This window comes from Azotobacter chroococcum (assembly GCF_002220155.1).
Taxonomy (GTDB): domain Bacteria; phylum Pseudomonadota; class Gammaproteobacteria; order Pseudomonadales; family Pseudomonadaceae; genus Azotobacter; species Azotobacter chroococcum.
Map to the genome: position 1 here is coordinate 32,326 of NZ_CP011835.1, position 13,063 is coordinate 45,388.

General features: G+C 63.0%; 11 protein-coding genes. 5 read left to right on the forward strand and 6 right to left on the reverse strand.

Translation table 11 applies throughout. From position 1 onward, the window contains the following. The first annotated feature begins 29 nt into the window (after positions 1-29). The 3 genes from ACG10_RS24225 to ACG10_RS23445 all read left to right on the forward strand — a co-directional run bounded on the left by ACG10_RS24225 (position 30) and on the right by ACG10_RS23445 (position 3,966). A complete protein-coding gene (locus ACG10_RS24225; RefSeq protein ID WP_232487156.1) occupies positions 30-2,588 on the forward strand; it encodes a lysozyme family protein in 2,559 nt (852 codons plus the stop codon). After that, positions 2,585-2,998, forward strand: coding sequence for a lysozyme inhibitor LprI family protein (locus ACG10_RS00140; protein WP_089166657.1), 414 nt, complete (start codon positions 2,585-2,587; stop codon positions 2,996-2,998). Before ACG10_RS24225 ends, ACG10_RS00140 begins: the two co-directional genes overlap by 4 nt. A 560-nt stretch (positions 2,999-3,558) precedes the next feature. After that, a complete protein-coding gene (locus tag ACG10_RS23445; protein ID WP_157731325.1) occupies positions 3,559-3,966 on the forward strand; it encodes a hypothetical protein in 408 nt (135 codons plus the stop codon). Positions 3,967-4,340: 374 nt separating this feature from the next. On the opposite strand, the gene ACG10_RS00145 is transcribed toward ACG10_RS23445, so the two are convergent. From ACG10_RS00145 to ACG10_RS00155, 3 genes are all read right to left on the reverse strand, one after another. Beyond that, positions 4,341-5,510 carry a polysaccharide deacetylase family protein gene (locus ACG10_RS00145; protein WP_089166658.1) on the reverse strand — a complete coding sequence of 390 codons (1,170 nt, stop codon included), beginning with the start codon at positions 5,508-5,510 and terminating at the stop codon, positions 4,341-4,343. Positions 5,511-5,526: 16 nt separating this feature from the next. Next, entirely contained in the window at positions 5,527-7,260 is a 1,734-nt protein-coding gene (locus tag ACG10_RS00150) for an NADase-type glycan-binding domain-containing protein (RefSeq protein ID WP_089166659.1), read from the reverse strand. Between the two features lie 136 nt (positions 7,261-7,396). Then, complete coding sequence (locus ACG10_RS00155) at positions 7,397-7,801, reverse strand: bacteriohemerythrin (RefSeq protein ID WP_089166660.1); 405 nt, start codon at positions 7,799-7,801, stop codon at positions 7,397-7,399. 628 nt (positions 7,802-8,429) lie between these two features. On the opposite strand from ACG10_RS00155, the gene ACG10_RS00160 reads away from it, so the two are divergent. Next, entirely contained in the window at positions 8,430-9,752 is a 1,323-nt protein-coding gene (locus ACG10_RS00160; RefSeq protein ID WP_089166661.1) for an OprD family porin, read from the forward strand. 80 nt (positions 9,753-9,832) lie between these two features. On the opposite strand, the gene ACG10_RS00165 is transcribed toward ACG10_RS00160, so the two are convergent. Continuing rightward, positions 9,833-10,372 carry a DUF3299 domain-containing protein gene (locus ACG10_RS00165; RefSeq protein ID WP_089166662.1) on the reverse strand — a complete coding sequence of 180 codons (540 nt, stop codon included), beginning with the start codon at positions 10,370-10,372 and terminating at the stop codon, positions 9,833-9,835. 209 nt (positions 10,373-10,581) lie between these two features. Here ACG10_RS00165 and pbpG point away from each other — a divergent pair, with 209 nt between their 5' ends. Then, positions 10,582-11,532 carry a D-alanyl-D-alanine endopeptidase gene (gene pbpG / locus ACG10_RS00170; protein ID WP_089169748.1) on the forward strand — a complete coding sequence of 317 codons (951 nt, stop codon included), beginning with the start codon at positions 10,582-10,584 and terminating at the stop codon, positions 11,530-11,532. Here pbpG and ACG10_RS00175 read toward each other — a convergent pair. Together ACG10_RS00175 and ACG10_RS00180 are read right to left on the reverse strand one after the other, a co-directional pair. Further along, positions 11,514-11,759: a GlsB/YeaQ/YmgE family stress response membrane protein gene (locus ACG10_RS00175; RefSeq protein ID WP_089166663.1), complete on the reverse strand. Its 246-nt coding sequence runs from the start codon at positions 11,757-11,759 to the stop codon at positions 11,514-11,516. The two genes, pbpG and ACG10_RS00175, sit on opposite strands and share 19 nt — an antisense overlap. A gap of 205 nt (positions 11,760-11,964) precedes the next feature. Beyond that, positions 11,965-13,047, reverse strand: a complete 1,083-nt coding sequence (locus ACG10_RS00180; protein WP_089166664.1) for a 5-(carboxyamino)imidazole ribonucleotide synthase — start codon at positions 13,045-13,047, stop codon at positions 11,965-11,967. Positions 13,048-13,063: the final 16 nt, after the last annotated feature.

A 13,063-nucleotide genomic window follows, 5' to 3' on the forward strand; every position in this document is an offset into this window, starting at 1 on the left:
ATGGAAAACCCTGCCAAGCAAGGACTGCCATGAGCGACACTCCCGCGATCCAGAACTGGAGCCATCCCTTTCCCGGCGACGCCAGTGCCTTCGACTACCTCGCCGCCCTGGCCGACGCCAGCAGCGGCAGCTACCCCATGGGCCGCAACGGCCTGTGGCACGGCGGCATCCACTTCGACGGCCATACCGCCGGACACCTGAACCAGTCCGGCGTGCGCTGCATCGCCGACGGCGAAGTGATCGCCTACCGCATCGACGCGCGCTATCCGCACAGCGAATACAGGGCCGGCGACGTCTGCACGGCTGCGCCCTTCTCCACCGGCTTCGTACTGGTCAGGCACCGCCTGCAGGCGCCCGCCGCCGGCGAGGGCACGCCGCCGGCGCTGACCCTCTACAGCCTCTACATGCATCTCAAGGACTGGGAAAGTTATCGGGCGGAGGGTACGGTCACCCCGCCGCCCTTCCTCGGCGAGGCCCTCTACCGGATCAGGGCGGACAAGGCCTGCGACCCCATGCGCGGCCTGCGCGTGCGCGCCGGACGCAAGGGCACGGCGGAGCATGCGACCGTTCTGGCCCTGCTGCCCAAGGGCTGCAAGGTCAGGCTCGGCGAGGCCGACCGCGAAAGACCGCAATGGCGCAAACTGGCCGCGATTCTCGAAGGACGCGCCCTGCCCACTCTGCCGGACAGCCGCGAGGGCTGGGTGTTCAGCGGCGAACTGCAGGGCACCGACGATCCCGATGTGTTCCTGGTCGGCGAACGGGCCAACGACATCGAAACCGGCCTCGCCCCCGGCAAGGGCCTGAACCTGCGCCGCGACGGCCGCGGCGAGCGCGACGACCCGATCACCGCCGTGCTGCCCGAGGGGGCGGTATTCACCCTCGGCGCAGGCAGCGGCGCCTATCGCCCGCTCGGGACCGTCGTCGAAGGCGGCGACAGCCTGCACGGCCATGTGCATTTCGCCTCGCTGGAGCCGGCCGGAACCAGCACACCCACGCTCGATCGCGTGCAGGTGCTGGAGCGCCCCTGGCCGATCAAGGCCGGCGAGCCGATCGGCCATCTCGGCCTCTATCAGGATCACGACGGCAGCGCCCAGCCCCGGCTGCACCTGGAAGTGTTCAGCTGCGACGACGTGCCGGCCTTCGTCCGCCGGAGCCGCGCCTGGGCCGCCCGCCTGCCGGACACGGAAAAGACCCTGCTCAAGGTGCACAGGGGCGCCAGCAAGCTGATCCCCCATCGTGCCGGCATCGATGCCGACCATCCACCCAGGCCCAGCGACGCGGGCATGACGGTCGGCGTCGACCTGATCCTGCCGCAACGCCTGCTGGACAGCCTGCCGGCCGAACGCAGGCTCCGCGTCGGCAGCGCCGCGGCAGGCTCGGTCAGCCACTGGTGGCGCCTCGACAACCTGCTGGCCGACACGCACGGCGATCCCATCGGCGGCTGGCTGGCCGAGCAGGAACTCATCACCACCCGCCACAGCCCCTGGGAGTGGGAAGGCTTCGACTTCATCGAGGAAACCGGCCGCTCCCTCGGCGAACTGGCCCACCTGCTTGACGCCGGCGGCCGCCTGAGCGACGAGGAAAAACCGAACTACCAGGCGCAGATCGACCTGGCCGACAAGGGTCCGATCAGGAGCCGCCTCCACGACCTGATCGACCGCGACGGCGACGGCAAGCTCGCCCCCCACGAAATCGCCGCCGCCCTGCGCAAACCCTGGATCGCCCAATCCCTCGCGCAACTGATCACCCGCCATGAAAGCGAGTGGTTCTGGAATCCGGGAAAATGGGACGAGTTCGATCCGCTGATGGAGCACTCCCCGGAAACGCCCAATCCGAACTGGGAAAGCGAGAAGCGGCGGATCGAGAAGCTGGCGTGGTGGAGTGAACTGGCGGGGAGATATGGGATTGGGGCGGATGGGGTGGGGTGGCATTTTCAGCCGGTGGGACTCCTTGGATCTCAACTATCCAAGCCAAAGCTGGGTTTAATAAAAGTAAAAGAAGGAAAAATAACTTTTGACGCCGAAGGCAACGACATGCCTGGCTCACCCCATTTTAGCCGGGTAATTCATTGGCCTGGAAATAGTTTGTCTGGCGTAACACTAGGCCGCGGTTATGATATGGGGTCACGAAGCGAATCTGAAATCTACAATCACATGGTATCTGTTGGGATTGATGTGGATAAAGCAGCTAAAATATCAAAAGCCCATGGGCTAAAAGGAAGTGCCGCACAGAATTTCGTCAACAAAAACAAAGAAGCTATAGGGAAAATTACCGGCGAGCAGCAAGTCTTACTATTTAACCTGATTTATCCAGGCTACGTAGAAAGGACTATTGATAACTATAACAAATGGACGTCTTCCGACCTAGGAAGGATCCGCTGGCCAGACTTAAAGTTAGTAATTAGAGAAATACTCGTGGACTTTGTTTACCAAGGATTCACAAAGGGACCAAATCCCATGAGGGCAGGAATGAACAACAACATTGATGAGCTGATTCGTTATATAGAAAACACCCCGGCCATTAAGCAGTATGAAGACGGACGCCATAGAGCACTTTACCTGAAAAAACACAAACGAGAGATCTTATGAAAAAGATTAGCTATTTTCTTGCAGTCAACTTTCTAGTTTTTTCATTGCCAATCCATGCAGGGCAGCAAGAAAATAATTCTTGCGAACGAGTTTCAAGCAGTCAACAAATTTTCGAGTGTTCTAACGTCGAAAGAGAGAAGGCAGACCAATTACTGAATAATGTTTACCGCGAGCTTATAACAAGGATAGTTAAGCAATATAAATCAGACCCAGGACTTAAAGATGCTTACACTCAAAAAATCAAAGAGTCTCAGCGCCTTTGGATAAAGCTAAGAGATGCAAATTGTAATCTGGAAACATTTGAAATCGAGGCAGGAACACAAGCCTATGAAACCACGTTCAATAAGTGTGTAGCACGATCCAGTATCGAAAGAGCAACTTATCTTAAAAAAATCTCCCCTGAAATATAGTTTCATTGCGAGCTCTCAGAAGCTGCAAAGCTGAAGGGAAATTATGAGATGGCGGTCATGGTTTATGAGCTCCTATGGCTATCCATGTAAAAACCAACACTGGCTACTCATGAATCCGAGTTCCTTGCGTACCTAAATGTCGAATACCATAGGTAAGAGCACCTCGGCAGAAGATGTCAGCCAGAGCAATCTTAACTCCTGTTCAGTCTTCGGATTTAACTCAGTTATTTTATTAACCGAGCGATAGTGATATGGGTTATTTATAAAAGTTTATGATTTTATGAAAAGTGAAGTGATACGAATACCTGGATTACCTTTGAAAATAGAGGGGTTGGGACTCTTGAAATGGAACTCAATCGTTAGCAGAGCACAAAATATAGCTGTTGACCTCATATATCGAGGAGATTACACGCCTGGCACAAGAAGGAATGTACAACAGCATATCGTAGACAATAATATGGAAAAGCTCAGAGAGGTTTTATCTGATCGCTCAAAATGCCCTGCTGACATGCCAAGCGATAGATTCAAAAAACGAATAGCTTATTTGAGATGAGCAGCATGTGGATGGCAAAATTTTTCTCATATTTATAGCTCTCCTGGCCATGAAGGCAAATGGAGAGCCCATTGATTATTCAAAGATTTCCGAGGCAAAATCTGCAAGGTTCGACAAAGTCGTTGTTCGATATTTTCGTCAATATGGTGAGGTTTGTGCCAACGTACAGACGCTCGACCCTGGAAAAAATTGGCAGATCATCTCCACAATACATATCTGCAGCTTTGAAGATAAGTCATTTGAAACTGAATTTGCAGATATACAATTTCAGAATATTTATTTCGCAGAAGATGGTCTCCATCTTACCCTGAGCACAACACCTCTCGAGCCCATTGGCGAACAAATAAAGAACTGCATAGTCCCCATCAAAGACGGCTCTATAGACCAAATGACATACCGAGATGGCGGCAAGTAAACATCTCCTGCCTTTGCCGGAGGTTATTTACTAAAAAAGATGATCACAGAGCAAAATACATCACATTGATGAAAATGTCAGATGCTGCACTCAGTTTTTGCGGTCGCCGCGTTTGTCGTCCGCCGATGCCATTTGTGCAACGAGCGCAAACAAGACGGCGAGTAGGCGGAACAGCATAATTTCTTACTCCTCGGCATAACTATTAACAGGCACCAATTGATACATAACTGTCCGGATGGGCGTGGTGTATAACATTCCTCGCCATGCTCGCTCTCCCTGTCTAGGCTGCGGGCTTCGCGGTCATGATGACTGCTCTGGGGAGTTATACACCATGGCCGACAGAGCCAAGTTGGCGGCGCGCGGACTTGCCACCATCAAGACTCCCCACCAAATCCCTCCACCACCTCCCCACACCCCATCATCGCCAACCCGCTCTTCTCCATGAACACCCCGATCCCCGGCAGGGCTGCGCGGGCCTTGGGGTGGATGTCGTGGAACAGCAGGATGCCGCGGCGCCAGAGCAGCATCAGGGTGATCAGGCGGTCCTGCATGGCGGCGGGCTGCAGTTTGGCGTTCCAGTCCTGGGAGTCGATGTTCCACAGCACCACGCGGCCGTCGCGGGCCTTCAGGTAGGCGACTTGTTCCGCGTTGCGCTGTCCGTAGGGCGGGCGAAACCAGGCGCCGCCGGCCGGGCCGGCGGGCTGGACGCGGGCGATCAGGCGGGCAGTTTTCTCCAGCGAGTCCTGCCAGCCGGCCAGTTTCTGGTGGGGTACGTGGCTGTAGCCGTGGGAGGCCAGGCACTGGCCCTGGTAGCGCTCGCCCAGGCTGGCGGCGGATTCCCTGGCCAGGCGCCGTTCGAGGTTTTCGCCGAGGACGAAGAAGAAGGCGCCGGCGCCGTGTTCGCGCAGCCAGTGCAGCAGCCGCTCGGTCTCGTCGTTGCCCGAGGGGCCGTCGTCGAAGCTCAGGGCGAACTGCCGGTCGGGCAGTTCGAAGCCGTTCAGCTCGCTGTCGTCCAGCCGGGCGATCTCGCTGGTGATGCGCGGGAACAGTGCGGCCAGGCGTACCTGCTCGTAGAGATAGGTGGTGTGGAAGCCTTCGGCGGCCAGGCGCCAGGCCTGGGTCGCCGCGTCTCCGGCCGCCTGGCCGGCCAGTTGCACCAGCGCCGGCCAGTCCGCGGCCGGCGGGCAAGTCGCCTCGCCGTCGCAGCCGTGGCTCGCCGCCTGGTAGTTGGCCAGCAGGCGCCGGCGCGTTTCCTCCAGCCAGCGGGCGACGCCCTCGGCGTTGGGCGTCTTCACCCCGGTGAAGGTCTGGATGGCCGCCGCGTCGGCCAGCGGCGTGCGTTCGATGACCCGCACCAGGGCGAGGATCTCCTGGCGCGAGGCCCGGTCGAAGCGCTGCGGGCTGTCGATGCTTTCCGGCCAGAGCGTGCGGTCGTAACTGGCGAGCTTCGCCGGCCCCGCCGCCGAGGCTCCGGCGGAAAGCAGTGCAAGCAGGGTGCCGGCCAGCCAGGTCCTGAGCGGGCGGGTTGTGCGCGAACGGCTCATGCTCTTCCCTCCCCGCTCAGCGGCCGAGTTTCTCGTTCATGCGGGCGATGGCCTTGTCGTACACCGGGTTGGCCTTGTAGTTCTGCGCCCACAGGAAGTTCTGCAGCGCCTGCTCGAACTTGTTCTGCGCCTCGAAGATCCGCGCGATGTTGTAGTGCGAGCTGGCCAGCACGCTGTCGCGGCTGGCGCCGCGCGCCAGGGCGATCGCCTGGCGGTTGGCCCAGACGGCGTCGGCGAACTTGTCCTGCCGCTGGTAGGCCAGGCCGAGGTTGCTGAAGGCCTGCGCATAGGTGGGATCGTTCTTCAGCGCTTCCCGGTAGTAGAACACCGCGTCGTCGTATTTCTTCGCGTGGTAGAGCGTCTCGCCCTGCTTGTTCTGCTCCTGCGCGAGCTTGGCGGTGCGGCGGATGTCGTGGGCACGGGCGATGGGCTCGACGAGCGCGGCGCCGTTGAACAGCTCGATCTCGGCCAGGCCGTTGTCGCCGCTCTGCGCGTCCTCCAGCACCACCTTGAAGCGCGACACCGGCAGCGGCGCCTCGAGGGTGAACGACTGCGCGGTCTGGCCCGGCTTGAGGTCGTAGAAGCGCTTGTCCTCGTCGTTGATCAGCACGCCGACACGGCGGAGCGTGCTGCCGGCCGGCAGGGTCAGGGCGAAGCGGTCGACGCTCTGCGGCGCGGCGAAGTTCAGCGCCACCCACTCGCCGACGCCGGCGCCGGACACGCCTTCCGCCCAGGCGCTGGCCGGGTTGCCGTCGATCGCGTTGTGCGGCGCGAAGCGGCTGTCGATGCCCTGGAAACCGTCGACCCGCGAGGAGGCGCTGACCCAGCTCGGCGCCTGGTACTGGGAGACGCCGCTGCCCTCGCTGGGGCCTTTCACGGCGACCTCCAGCGCCCGCCAGGTGTTGTCGTAGTCCGGGCGGCTGGTGGTCAGGGTCAGCCGGTAGTTGCTGGCCGAGCCGCCGGCGATCTGCTCGACGATCCGCTTGAACTGCCCGGAATCCTTGTCGTAGAAGCTGCCGGCCAGGGCATCGGCCATCCAGCGGTACTGGTCGAGGTTGGGGCCGACCACGTTGAGCACGGCGCCGAGCTTCTTGAGGTCGGCGAGCACCTCCTGAGTCGTCAGCGGGGTGACGGCGTCGGCGCTGTGGAAGGAGGCGTCGGTGATCAGCACGAACACCTTGCGCCGCGCCGGGTCGTGGCTCAGCGCGGTGACGCCGTAGCGCAGGGCCTCCAGGGCGTTTTCCGGCTCGTCGCCGCCGCCGTCGGCGCGCAGGGCCGCCACTGCGGCCTTGAAGTCGCTGGCCGAGCTGGTGAAGTCCACCTTGTGGCGCAGCTCGTCGCCGAAGGAGATCAGCGCGAAGCGGTAGTCGAAGCCGGAGGTCTGGACGATGTTGGCGAACTCCAGGGTGCGCTGGATCAGCCCGTCGATCTCCTCGGCCATGCTGCCGGTGTCGTCAAACGCGAAGACGAAGTCCACGCCGCGCGCGTCCGCCGTTTCCGGGGTCAGGCTCTCGACGCCGAGGATCGCCGTCTCGCGCAGGTCCTCGGTGATGCTGAAGTACTCCTTGGTCAGACCCTGGATCGGCGCGCCGGTTTTGGCGTCGCGGACGTTTACATCGACGCTGAGGGTCGGGAAGCGGCTGGCGACCGGCTGGATGAGGACGTCCGCCGTGCCGGCGGCCTGGGCGACGCCGGCGGCGAGCAGGGCCAGGCTGAAGACGGATCGGTGGAGGGCGCGAAGCGTGGACATGACGGCTCCTTGTCGGGCGGAGAGGTAAAGGGTCGATGCTTGGAGGCCGCCCGCAAGCGGGCGGCGGCAGGCGGCAATTATCCGGCCCCGGCGCGGGCAGCGTTGCCGGGCAGCCTGCGGATTTGTGCGCGGCGTCTCAGCCGTGCTGGCGGAGATGGACCACCAGGGCGCTGTCCATGGTCTTGGCGTGCAGGTCGAACCAGGCCGGCAGGCTGTCGTTCAGCCAGGCGCGGGCCATCTGCGCGCGGCCGGCCGCGGCGCGCTGGCAGAAGCGGTCCATGTCGCCGAGGATGCGCTGGTGGTTGGCGCGGTGCTCGCCGAAGGCGGGATAGCCGGAGGCCTGCATCTTCGCCTCCTCGTCGGCGAAGTGGTGGCTGGTGTGCTCGAACAGCGCCTTGAACGCTTCGGCGAACTCCGGCCCCGTGGCATTCGCTGCGGCCAGGCAGAGTCCGAGGAACTCGCGGTGGGTGTGGTCGATCGCCTCGTCGCCCAGGGCATAGCTGTCCTGGAAGCGCTCCAGCATTTCTTGGGGGGTCGGCATGGCGGAGGGTCCTTCTGTGGCAGGGCGCACGCAGGATACGGCAAGCCTGCGACCGACGGTACGGCCTGGCCGCTCCGGGCGGGGCCGCTGAAAAGCTACGCGAAGCGGAAGGTCGGCATTCGCTTTTGTGGCGTTTTGCCATTAATTGTCGATGTTCTTTTGTAGCGTTGTATACAAATCGACATATCGGGACAGGAATAGGGCGACAGTCGACAGGCCGTAAGCGCTGCCTGATTATCAATAACTTATTGATAATTATTGTTTTTTTCATCAAGTAAAAAGCTGGAGCACATCTTGCAAAAAGGGCGGCCGGGAGTCGTTGAAGCCAATAGAAAATCGGGCGGGCGACAAGGAGTGAAGGGCGCTGGCGATTTTACAAACGGCTATCGAGGCAATCCGTTCGCTCCAGGCAAAGGACTTTGATGCATTTTGCTTGCCGTGTTGCGCTTCGCCACCCTCCAGAAAGTCTGATGCAAGTCAAGAGAAGGATTTTTTTTTATCAGAACGTTTCGATCCCGATTTTCAAACCAGCCCATAAATGGCATTTTGCGCCGCCCCGCGCATCTTGGGCCCCCGGACGGGGCTGCTCATGGACAACCTGCACAACTCATCAGGAGAAAAGGCACACATGAACAAGTCCATTCTGACCCTGGCCGTGACGGCAGCCATTCTGGGTCAGACTCTGTCGCAGCAGGCCAGCGCCGCCGGCTTCATCGAGGACAGCAAGGCCACGCTGAGCTTCAAGAACTTCTACATCAACCAGGATGTTCGCAACGAGGACCGTCCCCGGTCTGAGGAGTGGGGCCAGGGCTTCTTCCTCGACTTCAAGTCCGGCTTCACCGAAGGTCCGGTCGGCTTCGGCCTGGACGTGCTGGCCATGCACGCCATCCGCCTGGACGGCGGCGGTCGCGCCGGCAAGGCGGACATCGAGCGCACCCCCGGCACCATGTTCCCGCTGGAGAGCAACGGCAAGGCCAAGACCGACTTCGGCCGCGTCGGCGTGACCGGCAAGATGCGCTTCTCCAAGACCGAGGCGCGCCTCGGCACCCTGCTGCCGAAGATGCCGGTCTTGACCTACAACGACGGTCGTCTGCTGCCGCAACTGTTCCACGGCGCGCAGGTCACCTCCAACGAGATCAAGGATCTGACCCTGACCGCGGGCAAGATCGAGCACTCCACCGAGCGGAACTCCAGCGACAGCTACGGCCTGTCGATCTCTGGCGCCAACAGCGGCAGCAAGGCCCAGTTCAGCAACGAGTTCTACTTCGGCGGCGCCGACTACAAGGTCAACAAGGACCTCCTGCTGCAGTACTACTACGGCAACCTGCGCGACTTCTACAAGCAGCACTTCGTCGGCCTGGTACACAACTGGGCGCTGCCGGTCGGCGCGCTGAAGACCGACCTGCGTTACTTCAGCAGTGACTCCGACGGCAAGAACGAGAGTTCCTCCGGACGTGCCGAGGGTTATGTCAGCAGCGGCGCCAACGGCAGCAGCGGCGAGGTCGACAACAACCTGTGGAGCGCCATGTTCACCTACAGCCTGGCCGGCCACGAGCTGGGCGCCGGCTACCAGAAGGTCACCGGCAACAGCGACTTCCCGCACATCTTCCAGGGCAACGGCCGCACCCTGTACCTGATCACCGACTCGCAGATCGGCAAGTTCGCCAGCGCCGGCGAGAATTCCTGGGTGGCCAAGTACGCCTACGACTTCGCCGCGATCGGCGTGCCGGGCCTGAAGGCCAGCCTGTCGTACGTCAGCGGCGACGACATCGACGCCGCCGGCAGCGACAACAAGGAATGGGAACGCAACTTCCGCGTCGACTACACGGTGCAGGAAGGCATGCTCAAGGGCGTCGGCCTGTCCTGGCGCAACGCGGCGCTGCGCGGCAACGACACCCGCGACCAGGACGAGAACCGTCTGATCGTCAGCTACAGCCTGCCGCTGTTCTGAGCCTTTCCCCATCGAAATCGCAGGGACGCGATTTCACCCAGGGGCATCGCCGGCGCAACGCCGGCTTGCCGCCCGCCCCGCTACAGCGCCTCTTCCTCGACCGGCTCGACTGCGCTTGCCTCGATGGCGTAGGCGGCGTCCGCCAGCTCGTTGCTGACCTTTTCCACCCGCAGCCTGCCGTCCACCCACAGCGGGATCGAGATGTCCTCCACGCGAAAGCCCTTCGGGTAGCGGACCAGCACGATCTGGTTCGGCGGCGGCGGCGGCAGATGGATGCAGGCACCCGGATAGGGCACCAGGAAGAAGCTGGTGCTGCGTCCCTTGGCATCGTTTTCCAGCGGCACCGGATAGCCGCCCAGGCGAATCTCCCGGCCGTTCAGTGCCGGCACCGTCTTCGCCGAGTACATCACCGCCGGCAGGTCCCTGGCCTTCTGCTTGAGGCCGCCCCTGGCGGTGAAGTCGCCGTCGCCCTCCGGCGTGTCGTGGCTGATGTCCGGCATCTCCTCGAGGGCCTGGCGGTCGTCGTCGGGCATCAGCTCCAGCCAGTCAAGCTCCGGCGGTTCGGCGTGCGAAATGGAACTGGCGAAAAGCAGGGCGAAAAGGAACGGTAATCGGCGCATGGAGTCGAACCGGCGGTCATTGAAGGGGGAAGACGAGCGGACGGCATGATGGCATCGAGCGGAGCGCCGATAAAGGGCGACGCCGCAGGCCGGCCGACGAGCCGCATGGCCTCTCCGCCCGATGGCATTGAAAAGCAGCGGCATTTGGCTATACCGCATTAAAATGGCGTGTCGGCGTCAGCCCCCGCAACCCTCTCCGAGTCATGCGCATGAAAACCCATTCCCCGATCCTAGCCCTCCTGCTGGCCTGCGCATGCGTGGCCGTCATGCCCGGCGTCCAGGCCGTCGACAAGAGCCCGCCGGCCCGCACGCCGTCTCCTCTGCAGCTGGCCTCCGCCAGCGCCCTGGTGGTCGACCTGAACAGCGGCAGGGAGCTGTTCGCCAGCCACCCGGACGTGGTCGTGCCGATCGCCTCGATCAGCAAGCTGATGACCGCCGTGGTGACTCTGGACGCCGCCCAGCCGCTCGACGAGGTGATCCCGGTGCTGATCCACGACACCCGCGAGCTGCGCGGTGTCTACTCGCGGGTGCGGGTCAACAGCCGCATCAGCCGCAGGGAGATGCTGCTCCTGGCCCTGATGTCCTCGGAGAACCGCGCCGCGGCGAGCCTGGCGCACAACTACCCGGGCGGCCATGCGCGCTTCGTCGCGGCGATGAACGCCAAGGCCCGCGCGCTGGGCATGCGCAGCACCCGCTTCGTCGAACCGACCGGCCTGTCGGAGCTGAACGTCTCCTCCGCCCGCGACCTGGTGAAACTGCTCAGGGCCGCGCGGCAGTATCCGCTGATCCGCGAGCTGAGCACCACGGCGAGCCAGAGCGCGCGCTTCCAGAAGCCGAACTACGTGCAGAACTTCAACAACACCAACCCGCTGGTGCGCAATCCCACCTGGCGCATCGAGGTCACCAAGACCGGCTTCATCAACGAAGCGGGCCATTGCCTGGCCATGCTCGCGGTGGTGCAGAACCGTCCCGTGGCCATGGTGCTGCTGAATACCCTCGGCAAGCGCTCGCATGTCGGCGACGCCACCCGCGTGCGGCAGTGGCTGGAAACCGGCAAGAGCGCTCCGGTGCCTCTGGTGGCCCAGCGCCACAAGCAGCAGAAGCTGCTGGAATGGCGCAGGACCCAGGCCACCGCGACCACTCAGGACTTGCGCAGATAGCCGACGACGACCAGCAGGAGGATGGCGCCGATCACCGCGCCGATGAAGCCGGCGGCTTCGCCGGCGTGGTAGATGCCCAGCGCCTGGCCGCCGTAGGTGGCCACCACCGAGCCGCCGATGCCGAGCAGGATGGTCATGATCCAGCCCATCGGCTGATCGCCCGGCTTGAGGAAACGCGCGACCACGCCGATCAGCAGGCCGATGAGGATGGTGCCGAGGATGCCCATGGCAAGTGTTCCCGTAGGGTGAGCTTGCCTCCAGCCTAGTCGCCGTATGGCGCGGCGACAACGCAGGGAGGCCCGGGAGCGTAGGGCGGGTTGGCCGCAAGGCGGCGCAACCCGCAAAGGATGCCGCCAGGCATCCCCATTGCCGGCCTGCGGCCGGTTGGTGGGTTACGGCCTGCGGCCTAACCCACCCTGCGGGCGTGGGGCATCAGCCCTCGATCAGCGCCTCGACTTCGCGGATGCGCGCCTCGAGCGTCGCCAGGTCCTTGCAGCGCAGGGTGGCGTGGCCGACCTTGCGCCCGGCCTTGAAGGCCTTGCCGTAGTGGTGCAGGTGGCAGTCGGCGACGGCCGCCACCTTGTCCACCGGCGGCACCGCGCCGATGAAGTTGAGCATGGCGCTCTCGCCGACCTTGGCGGTCGAGCCCAGCGGCAGGCCGGCCACCGCGCGCAGGTGGTTCTCGAACTGGCTGCACTCGGCGCCTTCGATGGTCCAGTGCCCGGAGTTGTGCACCCGCGGGGCGATCTCGTTGGCCTTGAGGCCGCCGTCCACCTCGAAGAACTCGAAGGCCAGCACGCCGACGTAGTCCAGCTTCTCCAGCACGCGGCCGACATAGTCCTCGGCCAGCGCCTGCAGCGGGTGCTCGCTGCTGGCCACCGACAGGCGCAGGATGCCGGCCTCGTGGCTGTTGTGCACCAGCGGGTAGAAGCGCGTCTCGCCGCTGCGGCCGCGCACGGCGACCAGCGACACCTCGCCGCTGAAGGGCACGAAGCCTTCGAGGATGCACGGCACGCTGCCCAGCTCGGCGAAGGCGCCGGCGACATCCGCAGGCTGGCGCAGGACCTTCTGGCCCTTGCCGTCGTAGCCCAGGGTGCGGGTCTTGAGCACCGCCGGCAGGCCGATCTCGGCCGCGGCAGCGTCGAGGTCGGCCTGCGAGTGGATGTTGGCGAATTCCGGGGTGGGAATGCCGAGGCTCCTGAACAGGCTCTTCTCGAACCAGCGGTCGCGGGCGATGCGCAGCGACTCGGCGGAGGGATAGACGGGGACGAACTGGGAGAGGAAGGCCACGGTCTCGGCCGGCACGCTCTCGAATTCGAAGGTGACCAGATCGACCTCGTCGGCCAGCTGGCGCAGATGGTCCTGGTCGCCGTAGTCGGCACGGATGTGCTCGCCGAGGGCGGCCGCGCAGGCATCCGGTGCCGGGTCGAGGAAGGCGAAGTTCATGCCCAGCGGAGTGCCCGCCAGGGCCAGCATGCGGCCCAGCTGGCCGCCACCGATCACGCCGATCTTCATCTTGAGGCCCCCTTTC